The sequence below is a fragment of the Pseudomonas fluorescens genome (assembly GCF_000968015.1).
In the GTDB taxonomy this organism is placed as follows: domain Bacteria; phylum Pseudomonadota; class Gammaproteobacteria; order Pseudomonadales; family Pseudomonadaceae; genus Aquipseudomonas; species Aquipseudomonas fluorescens_W.
Window position 1 is genome coordinate 1 of record NZ_LACH01000012.1, and the last position, 21,903, is coordinate 21,903.

At 61.0% G+C, this 21,903-nt stretch carries 25 protein-coding genes; 12 read left to right on the plus strand and 13 right to left on the minus strand.

Features of this window, described 5'->3' with window-relative positions; translation table 11 throughout:
• Positions 1-284: 284 nt before the first annotated feature.
• From VD17_RS06690 to VD17_RS06705, 4 genes are all read left to right on the plus strand, one after another.
• On the plus strand, positions 285-527 hold the full coding sequence (locus VD17_RS06690; protein ID WP_007894317.1) for an exodeoxyribonuclease VII small subunit: 243 nt from the start codon (positions 285-287) through the stop codon (positions 525-527).
• A complete protein-coding gene (locus VD17_RS06695) occupies positions 524-1,426 on the plus strand; it encodes a polyprenyl synthetase family protein (protein ID WP_046053219.1) in 903 nt (300 codons plus the stop codon). Before VD17_RS06690 ends, VD17_RS06695 begins: the two co-directional genes overlap by 4 nt.
• Positions 1,427-1,517: 91 nt before the next feature.
• A complete protein-coding gene (gene dxs / locus VD17_RS06700) occupies positions 1,518-3,416 on the plus strand; it encodes a 1-deoxy-D-xylulose-5-phosphate synthase (protein ID WP_046053220.1) in 1,899 nt (632 codons plus the stop codon).
• 161 nt (positions 3,417-3,577) lie between these two features.
• Complete coding sequence (locus VD17_RS06705) at positions 3,578-5,461, plus strand: TonB-dependent receptor domain-containing protein (RefSeq protein WP_046053221.1); 1,884 nt, start codon at positions 3,578-3,580, stop codon at positions 5,459-5,461.
• Between the two features lie 118 nt (positions 5,462-5,579).
• Here VD17_RS06705 and VD17_RS06710 read toward each other — a convergent pair whose 3' ends face one another.
• From VD17_RS06710 to nrdR, 12 genes are all read right to left on the minus strand, one after another.
• On the minus strand, positions 5,580-6,380 hold the full coding sequence (locus VD17_RS06710) for a cobalamin-binding protein (RefSeq protein WP_046053222.1): 801 nt from the start codon (positions 6,378-6,380) through the stop codon (positions 5,580-5,582).
• Positions 6,380-6,799 (minus strand): hypothetical protein, encoded by a 420-nt coding sequence (locus tag VD17_RS06715; protein WP_046053223.1) that lies wholly within the window; start codon positions 6,797-6,799, stop codon positions 6,380-6,382. The genes VD17_RS06710 and VD17_RS06715 overlap by 1 nt, the downstream gene beginning before the upstream one ends.
• Complete coding sequence (ribA, locus tag VD17_RS06720) at positions 6,796-7,413, minus strand: GTP cyclohydrolase II (protein WP_033059420.1); 618 nt, start codon at positions 7,411-7,413, stop codon at positions 6,796-6,798. The genes VD17_RS06715 and ribA overlap by 4 nt, the downstream gene beginning before the upstream one ends.
• Before the next feature lie 252 nt (positions 7,414-7,665).
• Positions 7,666-8,400 (minus strand): substrate-binding periplasmic protein, encoded by a 735-nt coding sequence (locus VD17_RS06725; RefSeq protein WP_046053224.1) that lies wholly within the window; start codon positions 8,398-8,400, stop codon positions 7,666-7,668.
• A gap of 22 nt (positions 8,401-8,422) precedes the next feature.
• A complete protein-coding gene (locus VD17_RS06730) occupies positions 8,423-8,926 on the minus strand; it encodes a phosphatidylglycerophosphatase A family protein (RefSeq protein WP_003228639.1) in 504 nt (167 codons plus the stop codon).
• Positions 8,923-9,888 (minus strand): thiamine-phosphate kinase, encoded by a 966-nt coding sequence (thiL, locus tag VD17_RS06735; protein WP_046053225.1) that lies wholly within the window; start codon positions 9,886-9,888, stop codon positions 8,923-8,925. Before thiL ends, VD17_RS06730 begins: the two co-directional genes overlap by 4 nt.
• 174 nt (positions 9,889-10,062) lie before the next feature.
• Positions 10,063-10,563 (minus strand): transcription antitermination factor NusB, encoded by a 501-nt coding sequence (gene nusB / locus VD17_RS06740; RefSeq protein WP_008153530.1) that lies wholly within the window; start codon positions 10,561-10,563, stop codon positions 10,063-10,065.
• The gene (gene ribH / locus VD17_RS06745) at positions 10,560-11,036 is read right to left on the minus strand and encodes a 6,7-dimethyl-8-ribityllumazine synthase (protein WP_003185938.1); all 477 of its coding nucleotides are present in this window, start codon (positions 11,034-11,036) and stop codon (positions 10,560-10,562) included. The genes nusB and ribH overlap by 4 nt, the downstream gene beginning before the upstream one ends.
• A 233-nt stretch (positions 11,037-11,269) precedes the next feature.
• Positions 11,270-12,361 carry a bifunctional 3,4-dihydroxy-2-butanone-4-phosphate synthase/GTP cyclohydrolase II gene (gene ribBA, locus VD17_RS06750; RefSeq protein WP_033059428.1) on the minus strand — a complete coding sequence of 364 codons (1,092 nt, stop codon included), beginning with the start codon at positions 12,359-12,361 and terminating at the stop codon, positions 11,270-11,272.
• A 16-nt stretch (positions 12,362-12,377) separates the two neighbouring features.
• Positions 12,378-13,040 carry a riboflavin synthase gene (locus tag VD17_RS06755; protein ID WP_008033746.1) on the minus strand — a complete coding sequence of 221 codons (663 nt, stop codon included), beginning with the start codon at positions 13,038-13,040 and terminating at the stop codon, positions 12,378-12,380.
• A gap of 46 nt (positions 13,041-13,086) precedes the next feature.
• Complete coding sequence (gene ribD / locus VD17_RS06760; RefSeq protein ID WP_046053226.1) at positions 13,087-14,220, minus strand: bifunctional diaminohydroxyphosphoribosylaminopyrimidine deaminase/5-amino-6-(5-phosphoribosylamino)uracil reductase RibD; 1,134 nt, start codon at positions 14,218-14,220, stop codon at positions 13,087-13,089.
• Positions 14,217-14,681, minus strand: a complete 465-nt coding sequence (gene nrdR / locus VD17_RS06765) for a transcriptional regulator NrdR (protein ID WP_003228656.1) — start codon at positions 14,679-14,681, stop codon at positions 14,217-14,219. The genes ribD and nrdR overlap by 4 nt, the downstream gene beginning before the upstream one ends.
• Positions 14,682-14,809: 128 nt before the next feature.
• Here nrdR and VD17_RS06770 point away from each other — a divergent pair, with 128 nt between their 5' ends.
• The 3 genes from VD17_RS06770 (at position 14,810) to trxA (ending at position 16,979) form a co-directional block, all read left to right on the plus strand.
• Positions 14,810-15,274, plus strand: coding sequence for a YbaY family lipoprotein (locus VD17_RS06770; RefSeq protein ID WP_046053261.1), 465 nt, complete (start codon positions 14,810-14,812; stop codon positions 15,272-15,274).
• The gene (locus tag VD17_RS06775; RefSeq protein ID WP_046053227.1) at positions 15,271-15,927 is read left to right on the plus strand and encodes a class I SAM-dependent methyltransferase; all 657 of its coding nucleotides are present in this window, start codon (positions 15,271-15,273) and stop codon (positions 15,925-15,927) included. The genes VD17_RS06770 and VD17_RS06775 overlap by 4 nt, the downstream gene beginning before the upstream one ends.
• 179 nt (positions 15,928-16,106) lie before the next feature.
• Positions 16,107-16,979 carry a thioredoxin gene (gene trxA, locus VD17_RS06780; RefSeq protein WP_046053228.1) on the plus strand — a complete coding sequence of 291 codons (873 nt, stop codon included), beginning with the start codon at positions 16,107-16,109 and terminating at the stop codon, positions 16,977-16,979.
• 102 nt (positions 16,980-17,081) lie between these two features.
• Here the strand turns inward: trxA and VD17_RS06785 are convergent, their stop codons facing one another.
• Entirely contained in the window at positions 17,082-17,423 is a 342-nt protein-coding gene (locus tag VD17_RS06785) for a hypothetical protein (RefSeq protein ID WP_046053229.1), read from the minus strand.
• Between the two features lie 135 nt (positions 17,424-17,558).
• Here VD17_RS06785 and VD17_RS06790 point away from each other — a divergent pair, with 135 nt between their 5' ends.
• From VD17_RS06790 to VD17_RS06810, 5 genes are all read left to right on the plus strand, one after another.
• Positions 17,559-18,137, plus strand: coding sequence for a DUF2796 domain-containing protein (locus VD17_RS06790; RefSeq protein WP_046053230.1), 579 nt, complete (start codon positions 17,559-17,561; stop codon positions 18,135-18,137).
• 165 nt (positions 18,138-18,302) lie between these two features.
• Complete coding sequence (locus VD17_RS06795; RefSeq protein ID WP_033059437.1) at positions 18,303-19,013, plus strand: ABC transporter ATP-binding protein; 711 nt, start codon at positions 18,303-18,305, stop codon at positions 19,011-19,013.
• A gap of 1 nt (position 19,014) precedes the next feature.
• Positions 19,015-20,280, plus strand: a complete 1,266-nt coding sequence (locus VD17_RS06800; protein ID WP_046053231.1) for an ABC transporter permease — start codon at positions 19,015-19,017, stop codon at positions 20,278-20,280.
• 11 nt (positions 20,281-20,291) lie between these two features.
• The gene (locus tag VD17_RS06805) at positions 20,292-20,810 is read left to right on the plus strand and encodes a DUF3299 domain-containing protein (protein WP_046053232.1); all 519 of its coding nucleotides are present in this window, start codon (positions 20,292-20,294) and stop codon (positions 20,808-20,810) included.
• Positions 20,811-21,032: 222 nt separating this feature from the next.
• Positions 21,033-21,731 (plus strand): OmpW/AlkL family protein, encoded by a 699-nt coding sequence (locus VD17_RS06810; RefSeq protein ID WP_046053233.1) that lies wholly within the window; start codon positions 21,033-21,035, stop codon positions 21,729-21,731.
• Positions 21,732-21,903 lie beyond the last annotated feature (172 nt).

Sequence of the window (21,903 nt, forward strand, 5' to 3'; positions counted from 1 at the left end):
CTAATGCCAGTCAGTTAAGCAGTTGCAGGAGCACACATACCCTGTAGCAGCTGGCTAAGCCTGCGTTCGGCTGCGCAGCAGTCGTAAAAACAGAACTCGCGGTACATCAGGCATACCGTGCACGCAGGATTGGCGACTGCTGCGCAGCCGGACGCAGGCTTCGCCAGCTGCTACATAGCGTGTGTTGCGGCTGAAAGCAGTGGCTGAAATGCCGCCCTCATTTGCCCATAACCCCCATGTCTGCTAGTGTCGCGCCGGTTTAACGTCAACCGGAAATAGCCGCCATGGCCCGCAAAAAAGCTGCACTGGATTTCGAACAATCTCTCGCTGACCTGCAAACGCTGGTGGAGCGTCTGGAGAACGGCGAATTGTCGCTGGAAGACTCGCTGACGGCTTTCGAGCAAGGCATCGGTCTGACCCGCGATTGCCAGGCGGCGCTGGCCCAGGCCGAGCAAAAGGTTCAGGTGCTGCTCGAGCGCGATGGCGAGCTAGCCGAGGAACCCTTCGACGCGGATCAACCAGAATGATTGCAGCGTATTCGGCGACCAGCCAGGCCCGCGTCAACGCAGCACTGGAAACCCTGTTCAACGCGCCGAGCCCTGAGCTCGCGCGTCTTTACGAGGCCATGCGCTACAGCGTGATGAATGGCGGCAAACGGGTCCGCCCGCTGCTGGCCTACGCCGCGTGCGAAGCGCTGGGCGGCAAGGCTGAGCAAGCCAACGGCGCAGCTTGCGCGGTGGAGCTGATTCACGCTTATTCCCTGGTGCATGACGATTTGCCGGCCATGGACGACGACGATCTGCGTCGCGGCCAGCCGACCACTCACAAAAAATTCGATGAAGCCTGCGCGATTCTGGCCGGTGACGGTTTGCAGAGCCTGGCCTTCAGCGCCCTGCTGGACCCGCGCCTGAGCAACTCTGACGCTGCTCTCACCTCCGATCACCTCCGCCTGCAAATGGTCAGTGCTCTCGCATTGGCCGCGGGCCCGGCAGGCATGGTCGGCGGTCAAGCCATCGACCTCGGTTCGGTCGGTCTGAAACTCGATCAAAAAGCCCTCGAATACATGCACCGGCACAAGACCGGCGCGCTGATCGAGGTCAGCGTCAAACTCGGCGCCCTCGCCAGTGGTCGCGCCGAAAAAGACGAACTGAAGTCTTTGCAGACTTATGCACAGGCCATTGGCCTGGCGTTCCAGGTGCAGGACGACATTCTCGACGTCGAAAGCGATACCGAAACCCTCGGCAAACGCCAGGGCGCCGACATCGCACGCGACAAGCCAACCTACCCGGCCCTGCTCGGTCTCGATGCTGCCAAGGCCTACGCCCTGGAACTGCGCGATCAAGCCCTGCATGCGCTGCGACCGTTTGACGCGGCGGCCGAGCCGTTGCGCGATCTGGCCCGTTATATCGTCGATCGGCGCAGCTGACGGCGTATACGCCAAAAAATACCAACGCGTGGGCAGGGGGCGATGCATCAGGTAAACTGCCGCATCTTTTATACCTATAACGATTCGCCTGATGCCCACGACGTTTCATGAGATTCCCCGCAAGCGCCCGACCACGCCCCTGCTCGACCGTGCCAACACGCCGGACGGCCTGCGCCGGTTAGGCGAAGCCGAGCTGGAAACCCTGGCCGATGAGTTGCGCCTGGAATTGCTCTACACGGTCGGTCAGACCGGCGGGCATTTCGGTGCCGGCCTGGGCGTCATCGAGCTGACCATCGCGCTGCATTACGTCTTCGACACCCCGGACGACCGGCTGGTATGGGACGTGGGTCATCAGGCCTATCCGCACAAAATCCTCACCGGCCGTCGCGAGCGCATGAGCACCCTGCGCCAGAAGGACGGCGTCGCAGCCTTCCCGCGTCGTTCCGAGAGCGAGTACGACACCTTTGGTGTCGGCCACTCCAGCACCTCGATCAGCGCAGCGCTGGGCATGGCCATTGCCGCCCGCCTGCAAAACAGTGATCGCAAGGCGATCGCCGTGATCGGCGATGGCGCACTGACCGCAGGCATGGCCTTCGAGGCGCTGAACCATGCGCCGGAAGTGGACGCCAACATGCTGGTGATCCTCAACGACAACGACATGTCGATCTCGCGCAACGTCGGCGGGCTGTCGAACTACCTGGCGAAAATCCTTTCCAGCCGCACTTACGCGAGCATGCGCGAAGGCAGCAAAAAGGTCCTGTCGCGCCTGCCCGGTGCTTGGGAAATCGCCCGTCGTACCGAAGAATACGCAAAAGGTATGCTGGTTCCCGGCACGCTGTTCGAAGAGCTGGGCTGGAACTACATCGGCCCGATCGATGGCCACGACCTGCCGACCCTGATCGCCACCCTGCGCAACATGCGCGATCTCAAAGGCCCGCAGTTCCTGCACGTCGTCACAAAGAAAGGCAAAGGCTTCGCCCCGGCAGAAGTCGACCCGATCGGTTACCACGCGATCACCAAACTCGAACCACTGGACGCTCCGGCCGCCGCACCGAAGAAAGCTGGCGGACCGAAATATTCCGGTGTGTTCGGTGAGTGGCTATGCGACATGGCCGCGTCTGATCCGCGTTTGGTGGGCATTACCCCGGCGATGAAAGAAGGCTCCGACCTGGTGGCCTTCAGCGAGCGTTTCCCGCTGCGCTATTTCGATGTGGCGATTGCCGAACAACACGCCGTGACCCTCGCTGCCGGCATGGCCTGCGAAGGCGCGAAACCGGTGGTGGCGATCTATTCGACGTTCCTGCAACGTGGCTACGATCAGTTGATTCATGACGTAGCGGTGCAAAACCTCGACGTGCTGTTCGCCATCGACCGCGCGGGTCTGGTGGGCGAAGACGGCCCGACTCACGCGGGCAGCTTCGACCTGTCGTTCCTGCGCTGCATCCCCGGCATGCTGGTGATGACCCCGAGCGACGAAAACGAACTGCGCAAAATGCTCACCACCGGCCACCTGTTCAACGGCCCGGCGGCAGTGCGTTATCCGCGCGGCTCTGGCCCGAACGCGACGATCGAGAAAAACCTCGAACCAATCGAAATCGGCAAGGGTGTGGTTCGTCGCCAGGGCAGCAAAGTCGCCCTGCTGGTGTTCGGCGTGCAACTGGCCGAGGCGCTGAAAGTCGCCGAGACGCTGGATGCCACCGTGGTCGACATGCGTTTCGTCAAGCCGCTCGATGAAGCACTGGTTCGCGACATCGCCGGCAGCCACGAGCTGCTGGTGACCATCGAAGAGAACGCGATCATGGGCGGTGCCGGTGGCGCCGTCAGCGAGTTTCTCGCCCGCGAAAACATCCTCAAGTCGGTGCTGCACCTGGGCTTGCCGGACAGTTACGTCGAGCACGCCAAACCTGCGCAAATGCTGGCCGAGTGCGGGCTGGATGAGGCCGGGATCGAAGCTTCGGTTCGTGAGCGTCTGCAACTGCTGAACCTCTAAAGACACATACAAAACCCTGTGGGAGCGAGCTTGCTCGCGATAGCGGTCTGACAGTCGACCTATTCGTTGACTGACACACCGCCATCGCGAGCAAGCTCGCTCCCACATTGGTTTTCATGCCTTTCAAAAATGTATTTCGCTCCCAAGTTAATGGACTGCCCGTGAAACTCTCCCGCCTCGCCCTGACGCTGACCCTGCTGCCGGCCGGCCAACTGCTGGCCGACACCTTCGAACGCGATCAGGCCCTGAAGCTTCCCGACGTGCTGATCAGCGCCAACCGTCAGGTCGAAGCGCGCAATGACAGCAGCGCCGCCAACACCGTGTTCACCCGCGAAGACATCGATCGTCTGCAACCGAGCAGTGTCACTGACTTGCTGCGTCGTGTGCCGGGTGTGCAGGTCGGGCAAACCGGCGGGCGCGGCAGCCTGCCGGGGATTTACATTCGTGGCACCAAGTCGGCCCAAAGCCTGGTGCTGGTCGACGGCCAGCGCATCGGCAACTCCACCTCGGGCGACAGCAACCTGCAACACATCAACATCGAACAGGTCGAGCGCGTGGAAGTGCTGCGCGGTTCCCGCTCGGTGATTTATGGCAGCGATGCGATTGGCGGGGTGATCCAGATCTTCACTCGCCGTGGCGAAGAACAAGGCCTGCAACCGCGAATGCACGTGGGCTTTGGCAGCAACCAGAACTGGGAACGCAGCCTCGGGCTGTCCGGTGGCGACGAGCAGACGCGATTCAATCTCGGCGCCAGCCTTGATGAAACCGCCGGAATCAATCGCACCCGCGAGTCCTATCCCAGCGATGGCGATCATGACGAATACCGCAACAAATCGCTGAGTTTGAGCCTGAGTCACGCCCTCACCGATGACCTCGAAATCGGCGCCAACCTGCTGGATAACCGTGGCAAAAGTGAGTTCGACAATCCGTTCGGCCGCTTCGACATGGACACGTTGGAGTCAGTCCAGCAGCAGCCCTACAGCGACTTCGCGGTGAGCAGCGTCAGCAGTTACGTCGATGCGCGTATCAGTGACCTGTGGAAAACCCGCATCGAGTTCGGCCATAGCGAAAACCGCGAAAAGACTTTGGACAAGCTCAGTGACGAACGCAGTGTGTTCAACACGTATCGCGACTCGGTGAACTGGCAGAACGACCTGACCCTCGACGAGCGCAACGGCCTGATTCTCGGCGGCGACTGGTACGAAGACCGGATCAACAGCAGCACACCATTCGACGAGGACAGCCGCTGGAACCGTGCGGCGTTCATTCAGCATCATTACCAGGCGGACAGCTTCTCCACCGAACTGGGCCTGCGCCGGGATCAGAACCAGCAGTTCGGCGGCCAGAACAGCTGGAGCGGCACCTTCACCCTGCCGCTGAATCCGGACAACGATGTGCTGCTGACCTACAGCGAAGGTTTCCGCGCGCCGACGTTCAATGATCTGTATTACCCCGACTTCAGTAATCCGGATCTGAAACCCGAGACGTCGAAAAGCTATGAGTTGCAATGGCGCAGTCAACTGACCGACACCGCTCGCCTTGAAGCTTCTCTGTACCGGACGGACCTGGAAGACGCGATTATTTTCGGTAGCAACTCACGGCCGCAGAACGTGGCATCGGCGAGGATCAACGGGTTCGAGGCGGCACTGAAACAGGAACTGTTCGGATGGCAGAGCAACCTCGGCGTGGCGATCATCGACCCGCGCGATCGCGACAGCGGCCACACCCTGGCTCGCCGTGCGCGGCGGACCTTGAGCCTGGATCTGGATCGGCAGTTCGGCCGGCTAGGGCTCGGCGCCAGCTGGCAGGCTGTGAGCAGCAGCTACGACGATGAGAACAATCAGCAGCCGTTGGGCGGGTATGCGTTGCTGGGGTTGCGCAGCAGCTGGGAATTGAATCGTGAGATCAAGCTTGAGCTGAAGGTCGATAACCTGCTGGACAAGGGTTACAGCCGGGCGCTGTACAGCCATGACGGCAGTCAGCATGGATATCGCGAGGAAGGTCGGGCGTGGATGTTTGGGGTGACGTGGACGCCGGCTCTCTGACCTGATTTGTGGTGTTTGGACTGGCCTCATCGCGAGCAAGCTCGCTCCCACACTGGATTTGTGAACGACACAAAACCCCTGTGGGAGCGAGCTTGCTCGCGATGCAGGCACCTCGGTCTCAGCGGTCCGGCGCGATGACTTGGCAAAGCTTGGCCGTCGCTTCGATCATCTGCCCGCTCGGCCGTTCCAGCCCTTTATCCGTCACCAACAGCAATTGCCCCTGCGCCACTGCGGCAACCTGCGGCCAGGCTTTCCACGCATCGAGTTGCGCCTGATCGCTGGCCAGAATCACTTCCGGATTACGCTGCAATACCGCCTCAATACTGACCTGCGGCGCCGGCAGGGTCAGGTCGGCAAACACATTGCGCGCTCCGCACACTTCAAGCGCATCGCTGATGATCTGCCCGCCGCCAACGGTGTACAGCGGCCGATCCCAGACCTGATAAAACACCCGCAAGGGCACATCCCGACGATACCGCTGGCGCAGAGAATCCAGCCGCTGACGCAACTTTTCAGCCAATGAAACGCCACGCTCCGGACGGCCGAGCTGTGCGGCAATCGCCTCAATCTGCGACGTGAGTTGTTCGAGGTTGTGGGGTTCGGCAACGTAGGTCGGGATGTTCAACCGCTTGAGCTGTTCACGCTGGGCCGGGCCAACGCTGCCGGGCCAGAGCAACAACAGATCGGGTTTGAGACTGAGCAATCGCTCCATGTCCAACTGACCGTAGCGGCCAACCGAAGGCAGGTCTTTGAGCTCGGCAGGACGCTCACCGGCATCCAGTACACCCACCAGCAGGTCGGCTGAACCCAGCTCAACAACGATTTCAGAGAGCGATGGCGCGAGGCTGACAACGCGTTCGACCGCAGCCGCCGGGCCACTGACGGCCAGCAGCAAAACCGCCAGCCAGACGGGCCGCATCAGCCGAGTTGACGCGGAATACGATAGAGGTAGAACAGCACCAGGGTCGACAGCGCCAGCAGCATCAACGGCACGGCTTCGAGACCGACGAATACCGCTAGCGCGCCGATCCACGCCGGCAGGCCGGCAGCCAGGAACGCCGTGCGACGCTTGGCCGCCAGAGCGATCCAGGCAGCAGGTTCTTCAGGGGTGTCGAGGGCTTGTTGAGTGGCGATCAACGCGTGTTTGTAGCCGCCAAAGAATTTCAGGCTAACAAACATCGACGCCACACCGGCGATGAACAGCGGCATCGCCAGCACCGGCAGGATCGCCTCGCTCTGACCAAACACGCCGTTGATCACAAACAGCGGCACCAAGGCCAGCGCCAGGTATTGCCACCAACTGACGGACAGTCGCCGCCGAACCTGACCGCGGGTCACGCCCGGTCAGCCTCACCCTGATGCTCGTTGCCCATCATATGGTCGAGCTTGCTGGCCTTGGTGGCCAGGTAGAGTTTGTTATGCGGGTTATGGCCGGTGTGCAGCGGCACGCGCTCGGCGACGACGATACCCATGTCGGTCAAGGCTTTGACCTTGCGTGGGTTGTTGGTCATCAAACGCAGGGATTTCACGCCCAAGTGCTCCAGCATCGGCAGGCACATGGCGTAGTCGCGCTGGTCGGCGGCAAAGCCCAAACGCTCGTTGGCTTCAACAGTATCGGCGCCGCCATCCTGCAATTCATAGGCGCGGATCTTGTTCAGCAGGCCAATGCCACGGCCTTCTTGACGCAAGTAGAGCAACACGCCACGGCCTTCACGGGCGATGGCCTGCAAGGCGGCCTCGAGTTGCGAGCCGCAGTCGCAACGCTGGCTGAACAAGGCATCGCCAGTCAGGCATTCGGAGTGCAACCGGCCGAGTACCGGGGCACCGTCGACGAACTCACCCAGGCTCAGCACAACGTGCTCGCGCCCGTTTTCTTCATCGAGAAAGCCGTGCATGGTGAATTGCGCAAAAGGCGTTGGCAGCTTGGAAGCGGCGACAAAAACGACAGGCACCGGTGTGCTCCTGATCAATAAGTACTGGAGATTCGCAGACGCGGCATTGTAACAGCACGTTCCGACAGACGCTTAGGCTGAATTATGGGGCATAACAATCAAAAAGTTAGATATCTGGCCCGACCCAGCCCCCTGTGGGAGCGAGCTTGCTCGCGATGGCGGACGGTCAGCTAATACAGATGTGACTGACAATCCGCTATCGCGAGCAAGCTCGCTCCCACATGGGATCGTCTCCAACCACAGGATTTGTGGTCAGTTCGAGTCGAACGGATAGGGTTGTTTCCAACGCTCGAAGATCGGTTTCAGCTGGCCGTTTTTCACCAGTTGCTCCATGCGTTGATCGAACAGCGCCATCAGGGTGCGAGCCCTGGGGGTCTTGGCAAAGCACATATACAGCGGCAATTCCGCGATGTGGGTGCGACGGAACTGCGTCGGATCCTTGGCCCACTTGAGGACGTAGTCGACCTCGGTCAGCGCGTCGATGTAAAAGTCGGCGCGGTTGTGGGTCAACATCGACAAGATCCCGGTACGCCGCATGACTTCGTTATAGCGGCGTATGTTGGGCAGGTAGTCCTGAAAGTCGTAGCCGCGGACCCAGGCCAGTCGATAGTTGCCCAGGGTTTCCGGGGTCGGCGCGGGGTTGCTGGCCAGGCCTAGGGCATAGATGTGATCGGTATCGAAGTTCCAGCGCGGATAGAGCAGATCGCTGGACTCATCAAGATAGGAGCCGACGCAGGCATCCACTTCACCGCGCTGGGCCAGGCCCATGGAGCGAACGTAGGGTTCGCTGCGGATGTCCAGTTTAACCCCCGCCGGTTCGAAGACTTCCCGCAACACGTCCCAGCCCAGACCGTGGCCATCGGCGGCGGTGTAGTCTTCCCAGTCTTCGCTGGCCAGATGAATCACCGACGGCGGCGTCTCGTCACCCGCCTGGGCGAGTGAGCAAAACATCGCGAAAATCATCAGAGCCAACCAGCGTCGAGCCATCCCTAGTCCTCTGTTTTGCCCGTCAGGCAAAAATCCATACCAGCCCCTGCATCGCCAACCACGCAAACACCCCGGCCAATACGTCATCGAGCATGATCCCGACACCGCCATGCACATGCCGGTCGATCCAGCGAATCGGCCACGGCTTGAGGATGTCGAAGAAGCGGAACATCAAAAACCCCGCCAGCAACCAGTACCAACCTTCTGGCACCAGCCACAAGGTGATCCACATCCCGACCATTTCATCCCAGACGATGCCTTCGTGGTCGTGTACCCGCAAATCGTCGGCGACCTTGCCGCACAGCCAGAAGCCAAACAGCATGGTGATGCCGAGCATCAGCCAGTAGCCCCAGTCGGGCAGCATCTGCCACAACGGGATAAAGGGTAGCGCAACTAACGAGCCCCAGGTGCCTGGTGCTTTTGGCAAGGTGCCCGAACCGAAGCCGAACGCCAGGAAATGCCACGGATTGCGCCAGACCGAGGGCGGTACGAATTCCGCCGGGACCTGTTTGGGATGATCTGTCACGGTGTCTCCCGAAAATGTTGATAGCCCCGGGTTTGCGGGGTGATGTCTTGTCCGCCTGCGTCCAGCAGCACCACGCCCTGCCCCGTCACAACACGGCCGACCACGTGGATCGGCCAGCCATCGGCCACCAATTTCGGCAACTCGACGGACGGCAAGGTAAAGGCCAGTACGTAATCATCACCGCCGCTCAGGGCCGCGACTTCTGCACCCGATTGACCGAGGAAGGCCACTAAAGCCTTCGACAATGGCAGCGTGTCCCGTTGAACCTGAATGCCGACCTTCGACGCGAGGGCGATATGCCCGCAGTCCGCGAGCAGGCCGTCGGAGATGTCCATCGCCGAGGTGGCTTTACCGCGCAGCGCCTGGCCCAAGGCGAGTTGCGGCTGCGGCGACCAGTAATGCGCCAGCAGCGGATCGGCGATGGCGGCTTCAGCCGTCCGCTGGCCGAGTACCAGCGGCAATGCCCCCGCCGCGTTGCCAAGTTCACCGCCAACGCACAGCAAGTCGCCTGGCTGCGCACCGCTGCGGGTCAACGCCTTGCCGGCCGGCACACGACCGAACACGGTCATGGTCAGGCTCAACGGCCCACGGGTGGTATCACCGCCCACCAACGCCACACCGCAGCTTTGCGCCATGAGGTTCAAACCACGGGCAAAGGCGTCCAGCCAATCGGCGGTCACCGTCGGCAAGGTCAGGGCAAGGGTAAAGGCAACGGGAGTGGCGCCCATGGCAGCCAGATCGCTAACAGCCACGGCCAGCGAACGCTGACCGAGCAGAAACGGGTCGCAAGGATCTGCGAAATGCACACCGGCAACCAGTGTGTCGGTGGAAATGGCCAACTGTTCCCCGGGGGGAACAGCCAGCAAGGCGCAGTCATCGCCGATCCCAAGGGCAACGCCTTCGCCGCCCTGCGCACAAGGCGCGGCGGCGAAGAAATTGCGGATCAGCTCAAACTCGCCCATTGGGTGTCCTGTCTCACCAATACTGTTCATTTTTTAGCGGCGTCTGGTGTCGCCATACTGCGTTGCCGCTCCTCGCCATAGCCCGCTATGACTCGTCGCGGCGCCTTGTCTGGCAACACCAGCCACTCGCTAAAAAACGAACGTATCGGCGAGACAGGACACTGCAAGCGCCGATTAGCGCTTGAACGCCTTCACTTCAGCTTCACGCAGACGCGGGGCCAGCTTGTCGAGTACACCGTTGACGAACTTGTGGCCGTCGGTGGAACCGAAGACTTTCGCCAGCTCGATACCTTCGTTGATCACAACGCGGTACGGCACGTCGACGCGCTTGAGCAGTTCCCAGGTCGACAGACGCAGAACGGCCAGTTCAACCGGGTCCAGCTCTTCGATAGTGATGTCCAGGCACGGCGTCAGTGCAGCGTCGATCTCAGGCTTGTGAGCCGGAACGCCGTGCAGGATGTCGTGAAAGTAAGCGGCATCGACATCGCTGAAATCGTTATCGACCCGAAACTGCGCTTCGATCTCGTTCAAAGATTGCTTGGCCATGTGCCATTGGTACAGCGCCTGAGTCGCGAGCTGACGGGCTTCGCGACGCTTGACGCTTTTCGATGGCTTGCCGGCATCCGCAGGCTTTGGATCGCGCGGGTTGAAACGATCGCTTTCGTCGCTAATCACTTGGCCTCCAACTGCGCCAGCAGGCTGACCATTTCCAGAGCGGACAGGGCAGCTTCAGCACCTTTGTTACCGGCCTTGGTGCCGGAACGTTCGATGGCTTGCTCGATGGAATCAACGGTCAGCACGCCAAATGCGACTGGAACGCCGAACTCCATGGACACCTGGGCCAGGCCCTTGGTGCATTCGCCCGCCACGTATTCGAAGTGCGGAGTACCGCCACGAATGACCGCGCCCAGGGCGATGATTGCCGCGTATTCGCCCTTCTGAGCGACTTTCTGCGCAACCAGCGGAATTTCGAAGGCGCCAGGTGCGCGGATGATGGTGATGTCGCTTTCGCTCACGCCGTGGCGAACCAGGGCATCAACTGCACCGCTGACCAGACTTTCAACGACGAAGCTGTTGAAACGGCCTACTACCAAAGCGTAGCGGCCTTTAGGGGCGATGAAGGTACCTTCGATGGTCTTCAGGGTCATTCGTTAGATCTCTTAAAGAGCCGGGACGCGTCTCGTACGCATCCCTCAGTGATATTAGCCACGAACACATGACCGGAAAAAACCGCATTGCTGCTTGATTACACCCTGTGGCGAGGGGATTTATCCCCGTTGGGCTGCGCAGCGGCCCCTGTTTTGGGACTGCTACGCAGTCCAACGGGGATAAATCCCCTCGCCACAATGGATCTACGCCAACAATACGAATCTCCGGGTCATTATTCGGAGGGCACGTATTCTACAACTTCCAGATCGAAACCGGATATCGCATTAAATTTCATTGGCGCACTCATCAGGCGCATTTTGCGCACGCCCAGGTCCCGAAGGATCTGCGAACCGGCACCGACGATGCTGTAGGTGGTCGGTTTTTTCGCCGGTACGTGCTCCGCGGTTTCGCGGATATGCGCCAGCAACACGTCGCCATCGAGCGGGTGACCGAGCAACAGCACGACACCGCTGCCAGCCTCGGCAACCGCGGCCATCGCGGCGCGCAGGCTCCAGCGGCCAGGCTGCTTGACCATCAACAGGTCGCGCAGCGGGTCCATGTTGTGCACCCGAACCAGGGTCGGCTCTTCGGCGCACACGGTGCCCAGAGTCAGGGCCATGTGCACGTCGCCTTCCACGGAATCACGATAGGTCACCAGGTTGAATTGGCCCAGTTCGCTGTCCAGCGGCTGCTCGGCAATCCGCTGAACGGTACGTTCGTGGATCATCCGATAGTGAATCAGGTCGGCGATGGTGCCGATCTTGATGTTGTGTTCGGCAGCAAACGCTTCCAGTTCCGCGCGGCGGGACATGGTGCCGTCGTCGTTCATCACTTCGCAGATCACGCCGCTCGGCTCGAAACCGGCCATGCGCGCCAGGTCGCACGCCGCTTCGGTATGGCCGGCGCGAGCGAGGGTGCCGCCGGCTTGGGCCATCAGCGGGAAGATGTGGCCGGGGCTGACGATGTCTTCAGCCTTGGCGTCTTTTGCGGCAGCGGCCTGCACGGTACGCGCACGGTCGGCGGCAGAGATGCCGGTGGTCACGCCGGTGGCCGCTTCGATGGACACGGTGAACTTGGTGCCGAAACCGGAGCCGTTACGCGGCGCCATCAGAGGCAGCTTCAGCAGTTCGCAGCGCTCGCGGCTCATCGGCATGCAGATCAGGCCACGGGCGTGCTTGGCCATGAAGTTGATGTGTTCTGGCTGGCAGCACTCGGCGGCCATGATCAGGTCGCCTTCGTTCTCGCGGTCTTCGTCATCCATGAGGATGACCATCTTGCCTTGGCGGATGTCTTCAACCAGTTCTTCGATGCTATTGAGCGCCACAAGGCACCCCCTTGGGTCAGGATTTGAGGTAGCCGTTGGCGGCCAGAAAGCTTTCGGTGATGTTACTGGACGTTGGCTCTGCGGCCTTATCGCCTAGTAACAGGCGCTCCAGATAACGTGCCAGCAAGTCAACTTCAAGATTCACCCGGCGACCTGGCTGGTAAGACGCCATGATGGTTTCGCTCAGGGTGTGCGGAATGATCGTCAGCAGGAACTCGGCGCCATCGACCGCGTTCACGGTCAGGCTGGTGCCGTCGACAGTGATCGAGCCTTTATGGGCGATGTACTTGGCCAGCTCTTTGGGAGCGCGGATGCGGAACTCCACAGCGCGAGCATTCTCGGTACGGGCAACCACTTCACCCACGCCATCGACGTGGCCGCTGACCAGATGCCCGCCGAGGCGAGTGGTCGGGGTCAGGGCTTTTTCCAGGTTCACCGGGCTGCCGCTTTTGAGGTCGTTCATCGCGGTGCAGTCGAGGGTTTCGCGGCTGACGTCCGCCGCAAAGCCGTTGCCTGGTAACTCAACCGCCGTCAGGCACACGCCGTTGACCGCGATGCTGTCGCCCAGTTTGACGTCGCTCAGATCGAGCTTGCCGGTTTCTACGTGCACCCGCACATCTCCGCCTTTTGGGGTCAATGCACGAATACTGCCGATGGATTCGATGATGCCGGTAAACATGGAGTCCTCCTCGAGAACAGGGCCGTCGCGTGGCGCAGGCCCGGAATTATACGCTCGCCGCTGGCGAAGGAATGGCGATGACTCGCCAGTCATCGCCAACCGCGCGAATTTCGGTGATTTTGAGTTCAGGCGCATCCTTCATTTGCGCGAGCGGCCAATCCAGCAACGGACGCGCAGACGAACCTAAAAACTTGCCGGCGATGAAAATCTGAAACTCGTCCACCAGCCCTTGCTGAGCGAAAGCCCCGGCCAGACGCGGCCCCGCTTCGACCAACACTTCGTTGACCCCGCGATTAGCCAGTTCGACCAGCAGTTTGCGCAGGTCGACCAAGCCATCCTCACCCGCCACGATCAGGCATTCCGGACCATTGGCGTATTGTTCCTCGATCGCCATGCACGTGGCGACCAGCGCCGGGCCAGCCTTGAAGAACGGTGCATCCAGCGGCACCCGCAGACGACCGTCGATCAACACACGCAGCGGCGGACGGCTCATGGCCAGGGCCGTTTGCTCAGGGTCCAGGCCCAACTCATCGGCACGCACGGTCAAACGGGCATTATCCGCCAGCACCGTGTCGGCGCCGGTCAGCACTACGCTGGCCTGGGCGCGCAGACGCTGTACCGCAGAACGCGCCGCAGGACCGGTGATCCATTGGCTTTCGCCGCTTTCCATCGCCGTGCGACCGTCGAGGCTCATGGCCAACTTGACCCGCACGAACGGCAAACCGTGCTCCATGCGCTTGAGGAAACCTTCGTTGAGCTTGCGCGCTTCGCCTTCCAGCACGCCGCTTTCGGTAGCGATGCCGGCCTGGTCCAGGCGCTGCATGCCACGACCGGCAACCGACGGGTTCGGGTCTTGCATCGCCGCGACGACCCGAGCCACACCTGCATGTACCAGCGCATCCGCACAAGGCGGCGTACGTCCGTGGTGGCTGCAAGGTTCGAGGGTCACGTAAGCGGTGGCACCTCGAGCCTTATCGCCGGCGGCGCGCAGGGCGTGGACTTCGGCGTGGGGTTCGCCGGTGCGCACGTGCCAGCCTTCGCCGACAATTTGCCCGTCACGCACGATCACGCAGCCAACCCGAGGGTTGGGGTGTGTCGTGTAATGACCTTTGCGCGCCAGTTCCAGGGCACGGGCCATGTAATGGGCGTCGAGGATGGCTTGCTCTGGGGACGTGGTCATTCTTTCACCGGCTCACGGGCCAGGCGATCGATCTCTTCGCGGAACTCGTTGAGGTCCTGGAAGCGCCGATACACGGAGGCGAAACGAATGTAGGCGACTTCGTCGAGCTTTTGCAGCTCGGCCATCACCAGTTCACCGACGACAAGGGATTTAACCTCTCGCTCACCGGTGGCGCGCAGTTTGTGTTTGATGTGCACCAACGACGATTCCAGGCGCTCGACACTCACCGGGCGCTTCTCCAGCGCACGCTGCATGCCGGCGCGGAGTTTTTCTTCGTCGAACGGCTGGCGGCTGCCGTCGGTTTTGATCAGGCGTGGCAACACCAGTTCGGCCGTCTCGAACGTCGTGAAACGCTCGCCGCAGGCCAGGCATTCGCGCCGGCGGCGCACCTGTTCGCCCTCGGCGACCAGACGCGAGTCGATGACCTTGGTGTCGTTGGCACCGCAGAAGGGACAGTGCATGGTGGCAGGCAACAAAAAAAGGGAGGGCCATGGTAGCGCATCCCCGTGGCAAGACAAGCCATAGGGTTTGCGGTATACAGACGGGCTATAGAGCTAGATCCATGGATTTCACCTTGCTGGAGCCGAAAATGTCCCTAAGACCGCTCGTTTTGCTCAGTCTTTTCAGCCTGCTGGTGGCCTGCAGCAGCGATGCGCCCAAGCCCCAGCCGCCGACGCCAGGCCCCGCGCCACAACAGGCACAGAAGAAAGCCAGGGAATCGGCCAACCTCGGCCCGCTGCCCGCTTATCAGCGTGAATTGAGCGGCACCCTGCAAGGCGTGCCGGCCGGTGCCGAAGTCGAACTGGCGCTGCTGGTGATCGATGACAAGGACCGCCCGCAACAATTGCTGGCCAGTTCCAGCCTGATCGGCACCAATCAGATTCTGCCGTTTCACCTGCGTTTCAACCCGGAATCCTTCCCGGTCGGTGCCCGCGTTGAACTGCGGGGCCGCGCCAGCCAGTCCGGCCAGCTGATTTTGCATCTGCCGTCGCAAGTCATCAGCCAGCCAACGACGCAAGCGCTGGGTCAGCTGCAATTCGTCAAAGCGCCATGATTGCACCGCTCGACCTGCAACAGGCGTTGGGTGAGTTGCTCGGTGACGCACAACTGGTTGCCTGTGAATTGCCGGACACCGACCTGAAGCTTTGGCTGATCGACGGCGACAACATGGACCGCGCGTTCAGCCCGGAAGAAACCCGGCGAATTCTCCATGAGCCGCCTTATTGGAGTTTTTGCTGGGCCAGTGGCCTGGCGGTCGCCCGTTATCTCGCCGAATTCCCCGAGTGGGTCAAAGGCAAACGGGTGCTGGATTTCGGTGCCGGTTCCGGGGTGGCGGGGATCGCGGCCGTCAAGGCTGGCGCGCTCGAAGTGGTGGCCTGTGACCTCGACCCGCTGGCGATTGCCGCGTGTCGGGCGAATGCCGAACTCAATGACGTACACCTCAACTACTCCACGGACTTTTTTGCCGAGGCGGATCGGTTTGATCTGATTCTGGTGGCCGACGTGTTGTACGACCGGGCGAATCTGCCGTTGCTCGATGAATTCCTGAGTCGCGGCCAGCAAGCCCTGGTGGCCGATTCGCGCGTGAGGGATTTTCGCCATCCGTTGTATCGACGCATCGAGATGCTGGAGGCGATGACCCTGCCCGATCTGGCCGAGCCCGAAGAGTTTCGGCATGTGAGCCTCTACCACGCGCAGCGCGGCTAAAAGCATCGCGAGCAAGCTCGCTCCCACACTGGATCTATGTCATCCCGAAAATCCCTGTGGGAGCGAGCTTGCTCGCGATGACGGTTTATCAGGCACCGGAAGACTTAAGGCCACCCCGCTTCCGGCCGCCCCCCACCAAGCCGTATAGTTGCCCCATTCACGCTTCCAAGAGATCCCCCATGAGTCAGGAAACGCCGTACATCTTCGACGCCACGACTGCCGATTTCGAGCAATCGGTGATCGAGAACTCTTTCCACAAACCGGTGCTGGTGGATTTCTGGGCCGAATGGTGTGCGCCGTGCAAGGCCTTGATGCCGATGCTGCAAACCATCGCCGAGAGCTATCAGGGTGAGTTGCTGCTGGCCAAGGTCAACTGCGACGTCGAGCCGGACATCGTTTCGCGCTTCGGCATTCGCAGCCTGCCGACGGTGGTGCTGTTCAAGGACGGTCAGCCCGTGGATGGTTTCGCCGGAGCACAGCCGGAATCCGCCGTGCGCGCGATGCTTGAACCTCACGTGCAAATGCCGCCACCGGCTGCCGCCGATCCGTTCGAACAGGCTCAGGCGCTGTTTGATGACAACCGCTTTGCCGACGCCGAAGCCGCACTGAAAGTGCTACTGGGCGAAGACAACACCAATGCCAAGGCGCTGATTCTCTACGCTCGCTGCCTCACTGAACGTGGCGAGCTGGGCGAAGCGCAAATCGTGCTCGATGCGGTCACGAGCGATGAGCACAAGGCTGCCCTCGCCGGCGCCAAGGCGCAGATCCAGTTCCTAGGCCAGGCCAAGGATTTGCCAGATGCGGCAGACCTGAAAGCGCGCCTGGCAAAAAATCCGCAGGACGATGAAGCGGTTTATCAGCTGGCGATCCAGCAACTGGCCCGTCAGCAGTACGACGCGGCGCTGGATGCGTTGCTCAAGCTGTTCGTGCGCAATCGCAGTTACAACGAAGGCTTGCCGCACAAGACCTTGCTGCAGGTGTTCGAACTGCTGGGCAACGATCACCCGCTGGTGACGACGTACCGCCGCAAGTTGTTTGCTGCTCTTTATTGAAAGATCAAAAGATCGCAGCCTCGTTTCACTCGACAGCTCCTACATGGGATCTTGTTTCCCTGTAGGAGCTGTCGAGTGAAGCGAGGCTGCGATCTTTGCGATTTACTCGATCCAGCTGTAGAGCGGCGTATCTCCGCCGCTCGTCACTTTCACATCAGAGCAGTGGCGCAAACGCACCAGCAAGCGTTTGCCTGACGCCGCGCTGCCGGTCAGTCCTTCCAGCTGATCCAGTAAATCCGGTCCGCTCAATTGCCCGGCCTCGCGCAACAAATCCTTGGCGATCTGCCACAGCGCATCATCCTGATTGATCGGTTTTGCCGGTGCCACACTGGCCTCCGGTTTCACCACCTGCAACTGCGCACCGAGCCGCGCCCAGTCGCCGTCATCCATCTCCAGCGTCAAATCCACCGGCCAGTCGCCGATACTTCCGCGTATACGCAACATAAGTCTGCTCCTGCACATTTCTGACTTGCATGCTCCCATGGGACTTGTGCAACGCCAAGCAGGCGGTCAAACTCTCGCCACTTACGTTATAAGATTACATAACAAATTCTTCATTTTACTTTTCGGAGACCCGCCATGCGCCGTCTGCTTCTCGCTCTGCCGTTTGCCCTGTTGCCGCTGGCCGTCGCCCACGCTGCCGATGAACATGATCATGAGCACGGCAGCCTCGGCGCCCACGAACATGGTGTCGGTCGCCTGAACGCAGCGCTGGACGGTCAGACCCTGGAGCTGGAACTGGAAAGCCCGGCGATGAACCTGGTGGGTTTCGAACACGCTGCTGCCACCGACGCCGACAAAGCCAAAGTCGCCGCCGTTCGTGCGCAGCTAGAGAAACCGATGGTGCTGTTCAACCTGCCGAAAGCCGCCGGTTGCGTGGTTGCGACTCAGGAACTGGAAAGTCCGTTGTTCGGCGACAAGCCCGATGCCGATGATGATCACGATGAGGAGGGCAAGGACGAGCATCACCACGACCACAGCGAAATCCACGCGCATTATCAATTCAGTTGCTCGGCACCGGGCGCGCTGAAAAACCTGGACCTGGCGAACATCTTCAACACCTTCCCCGCGACCCAGAAGATTCAGGTACAACTGATCAGCCCGAGCGGGCAGCAAGGGGTTGAAGTGACGGCCAAGGCTGCCGCCCTGAAATTCTAAACCCACCGCAGAACCAAAGTGGGAGCGAGCTTGCTCGCGATAGCGGCGTCACAGTCAACATAGATGCTGAATGTTATGGCCTCATCGCGAGCAAGCTCGCTCCCACAGGGGTTTGTGTTGGATGTGATATTGAGACAAGTACCCAAAACCCATGAAATCGGCGCTATGACCCAAGCACTCATCGAACTGTCCGACCTGGGCTTCAGCTGGCCCGGTCATCCGCCGCTGCTGGATATCCCGGCGTTTCGCCTGGAACCCGGCGAAACCTTGTTCCTCAAAGGTCCCAGCGGCAGCGGCAAGACCACCCTGCTCGGCCTGCTCGGTGGTGTGCAGAAGCCCGATCGCGGCAGCATCCGATTGCTCGGCCAGGAACTGACCGAACTCGGTGCTGGCGCTCGCGACCGCTTCCGGGTCGATCACACCGGCTACATCTTCCAGCAGTTCAACTTGCTGCCGTTTCTCTCGGTGCGCGAAAACGTAGAGTTGCCCTGCCACTTTTCCAAACTGCGCGCGGAACGGGCGATCCAGCGCCACGGCAGCGTCGATCAGGCGGCGGCCACCCTCCTCGCCCACTTGGGCCTGAAGGATGAAAGCATCCTCAGTCGTCGCGCCGATTCGCTGTCCATCGGTCAGCAGCAACGGGTTGCCGCTGCGCGCGCGTTGATCGGTCAGCCTGAATTGGTGATCGCCGACGAACCGACCTCGGCCCTGGATTACGACGCCCGCGAGAACTTCCTTCGCTTGCTGTTCGCCGAATGCCGCGAAGCCGGGTCGAGCCTGCTGTTTGTCAGCCATGACCAGAGCCTGGCACCGCTGTTCGATCGCCACTTGTCGCTGGCCGATCTCAATCGCGCCGCCACCCCGTCCGAGGTCTGAGATGTATTTGTTTCGTCTAGCCATGGCCAGCCTGGCTAACCGCCGCTTCACCGCGATCCTCACCGCGTTCGCCATTGCCTTGTCGGTCTGCCTGCTATTGGCCGTGGAACGGGTGCGCACCGAAGCCAAGGCCAGTTTCGCCAGCACCATCAGCGGCACCGACCTGATTGTCGGCGCGCGTTCCGGTTCGGTGAACCTGCTGCTGTACTCGGTGTTCCGCATCGGCAACGCCACCAACAACATCCGTTGGGACAGCTTCGAACACTTCGCCAACAACCCGAAAGTAAAGTGGGCGATCCCGATGTCCCTCGGCGACTCCCATCGCGGTTATCGGGTGATGGGCACCACCGAGGCGTACTTCGAGCACTATCAGTACGGTCATCAGCAACACCTGGAACTGGCCGACGGCCGCGCCTTCGCCACCGATCCGTTTGAAGTGGTACTCGGTGCCGAAGTGGCCGACGCGCTGCACTACAAACTCGGCGACAAACTGGTGCTGGCCCACGGTGTGGCAGTGATCAGCCTGGTCAAGCACGACGACAAACCGTTCACCGTGGTCGGCATTCTCAAACGCACCGGCACCCCGGTGGACCGCACGTTGCACATCAGCCTCGGCGGCATGGAAGCGATTCACATCGACTGGCACAACGGCGTCCCGGCCCGGGGCGAAGGTCGGATCAGCGCCGATCAGGCGCGTAACATGGACCTGACGCCGCAAGCGATCACCGCGTTCATGCTCGGCCTCAACAGCAAGATTTCGACCTTCGCGCTGCAGCGCGAGATCAATGAATTTCGCGGTGAACCGATGCTGGCGATCCTGCCGGGCGTGGCGCTGCAAGAGCTGTGGAGTTTGATGAGCACCGCGGAAAAAGCCTTGTTCGTGGTCTCGCTGTTCGTGGTGCTGACCGGGTTGATCGGCATGCTCACGGCAATCCTCACCAGCCTCAACGAACGCCGTCGGGAGATGGCGATTCTGCGTTCGGTGGGTGCCCGCCCGTGGCACATCGCGACCTTGCTGGTGCTGGAGGCGTTTGCCCTGGCGCTGTCGGGCGTGATTGCCGGGGTGGCGCTTTTGTATGTGGGCATCGCCCTGGCCCAAGGTTATGTGCAAGCCAATTACGGCTTGTACCTGCCGCTCGCCTGGCCGAGCCAATATGAATGGACGCTGCTCGGTGGCATCCTGATCGCCGCGTTACTGATGGGCAGCGTGCCGGCCTGGCGCGCGTATCGCCAATCCCTGGCCGATGGCCTGTCGATCCGTTTATGAGGACGTTGAACATGCCCCGCGCCGTATTTGCGCTGTTGATGCTGGTCGCCTTGCCCCTGTGGGCGGCCGAGCCGAAAGACCTGACCTGGTCGGAAATGATCCCGCCGGACGCCGCACCGGAAGTGCCGAACATGACGCCGCTGCACGACCTGTCGCAGATGGGCAACGCGTTGGCCGCCGAATCGGCACCCGCGGCCAAGCAAGACATGCCCAATGCACCGGTGGTGAAAAGCCTCGACGGTCAGAACATTCGGCTGCCGGGCTACATCGTGCCGCTGGAAGTGAGTGAAGAAGGTCGCACCACTGATTTTCTGCTGGTGCCGTATTTCGGCGCCTGCATCCATGTGCCGCCACCGCCGTCGAACCAGATCGTGCATGTCAAAAGCGAAGTGGGTGTGAAGCTCGACGAGTTGTATCAGCCGTACTGGATCGAAGGGGCATTGCAGGTTAAAGCGTCGACCAGCGAGTTGGCGGATGCCGGGTATCAGATGGAGGCCGACAAGATTTATGTATATGAATTGCCGGAGTGAACCCGGGAGCTCAGTGTTGCTTGTTAGATAGCCATCGCGAGCAAGCTCGCTCCCACAGATTCAGTGTGGTCCTTGTGGGAGCGAGCTTGCTCGCGATGAGGCCATCAGAGACGCCAACAAAATCAGGGCCATCACTGTTTCATTGAGCTGAGTCAAAAGACCGTGCCAGACGCCTCCGTACCATTGGACATCGAACATTTTTAACGTCCTTTGGAGCCCTCCATGCACAAGTCCAAGCTCTGCGCTTCGCTGTTTGCCCTCGCGCTCACAGCACCGCTAGCCTACGCCCACGAAGCCGGCGATATCATCGTTCGTGCCGGTGCAATCACCGTCAACCCGAAAGCCGACAGCTCCAGCGTAAAGGTTGATCAAGGTCCGCTGAAGGGGGCCGATCTGGGCGGCAAGGCCACCATGAGCAGCGACACGCAACTGGGTCTGAACTTCGCTTACATGCTCAACAGCCACTGGGGGATCGAACTGCTGGCGGCCTCGCCGTTCGAGCATGACGTGAAGCTCAAAGGCACCGCCCTCGGCGCGGCCAATGGCAAACTCGGTACGCTGAAACACCTGCCACCGACGCTGAGCGTTGTGTATTACCCACTGGACGCCAAGTCCGCATTCCAGCCGTATGTCGGTGCCGGTATTAACTACACCTGGATCTACGACGAGCACGTTGGCAGCGAAGCCAGCGCCAACGGCTTCACCAACTTCAAGGCGGATAACTCCTGGGGCATGGCGTTCCAGGTCGGCGCCGACTACATGCTGACCGACAACATCATGATCAACGCCCAGGTGCGCTACATCGACATCGACACCACCGCGACGGTGCAAAATAACGCGGTGGCACAAGGCACTCGCGCCAAGGTCGATGTGGACGTAGACCCGTTCATCTACATGGTTGGCCTGGGTTACAAGTTCTAAGAAATATCTGGCCGGCTTTTGTGGCGAGGGAGCTTGCTCCCGCTGGGCTGAGAAGCAGACCCAAAACCTGCCACCTTGAGTCATCCGGCACACCGCATCGACGGGGTTGCGACTGCTACGCCCGAGCGCGGACCGGCCAGCGGGAGCAAGCTCCCTCGCCACAGGGGACTGC

Bases quoted from the DNA above. Each gene is read 5' to 3' on its own strand.
- VD17_RS06690 (WP_007894317.1), top strand. From the start codon at position 285: ATGGCCCGCAAAAAAGCTGCACTGGATTTCGAACAATCTCTCGCTGAC.
- VD17_RS06695 (WP_046053219.1), top strand. From the start codon at position 524: ATGATTGCAGCGTATTCGGCGACCAGCCAGGCCCGCGTCAACGCAGCA.
- dxs (WP_046053220.1), top strand. From the start codon at position 1,518: ATGCCCACGACGTTTCATGAGATTCCCCGCAAGCGCCCGACCACGCCC.
- VD17_RS06710 (WP_046053222.1), bottom strand. From the start codon at position 6,380: ATGCGGCCCGTCTGGCTGGCGGTTTTGCTGCTGGCCGTCAGTGGCCCG.
- VD17_RS06725 (WP_046053224.1), bottom strand. From the start codon at position 8,400: ATGGCTCGACGCTGGTTGGCTCTGATGATTTTCGCGATGTTTTGCTCA.
- thiL (WP_046053225.1), bottom strand. From the start codon at position 9,888: ATGGGCGAGTTTGAGCTGATCCGCAATTTCTTCGCCGCCGCGCCTTGT.
- ribH (WP_003185938.1), bottom strand. From the start codon at position 11,036: ATGACCCTGAAGACCATCGAAGGTACCTTCATCGCCCCTAAAGGCCGC.
- VD17_RS06755 (WP_008033746.1), bottom strand. From the start codon at position 13,040: ATGTTTACCGGCATCATCGAATCCATCGGCAGTATTCGTGCATTGACC.
- ribD (WP_046053226.1), bottom strand. From the start codon at position 14,220: ATGACCACGTCCCCAGAGCAAGCCATCCTCGACGCCCATTACATGGCC.
- nrdR (WP_003228656.1), bottom strand. From the start codon at position 14,681: ATGCACTGTCCCTTCTGCGGTGCCAACGACACCAAGGTCATCGACTCG.
- VD17_RS06770 (WP_046053261.1), top strand. From the start codon at position 14,810: ATGTCCCTAAGACCGCTCGTTTTGCTCAGTCTTTTCAGCCTGCTGGTG.
- VD17_RS06775 (WP_046053227.1), top strand. From the start codon at position 15,271: ATGATTGCACCGCTCGACCTGCAACAGGCGTTGGGTGAGTTGCTCGGT.
- trxA (WP_046053228.1), top strand. From the start codon at position 16,107: ATGAGTCAGGAAACGCCGTACATCTTCGACGCCACGACTGCCGATTTC.
- VD17_RS06785 (WP_046053229.1), bottom strand. From the start codon at position 17,423: ATGTTGCGTATACGCGGAAGTATCGGCGACTGGCCGGTGGATTTGACG.
- VD17_RS06790 (WP_046053230.1), top strand. From the start codon at position 17,559: ATGCGCCGTCTGCTTCTCGCTCTGCCGTTTGCCCTGTTGCCGCTGGCC.
- VD17_RS06795 (WP_033059437.1), top strand. From the start codon at position 18,303: ATGACCCAAGCACTCATCGAACTGTCCGACCTGGGCTTCAGCTGGCCC.
- VD17_RS06800 (WP_046053231.1), top strand. From the start codon at position 19,015: ATGTATTTGTTTCGTCTAGCCATGGCCAGCCTGGCTAACCGCCGCTTC.
- VD17_RS06805 (WP_046053232.1), top strand. From the start codon at position 20,292: ATGCCCCGCGCCGTATTTGCGCTGTTGATGCTGGTCGCCTTGCCCCTG.
- VD17_RS06810 (WP_046053233.1), top strand. From the start codon at position 21,033: ATGCACAAGTCCAAGCTCTGCGCTTCGCTGTTTGCCCTCGCGCTCACA.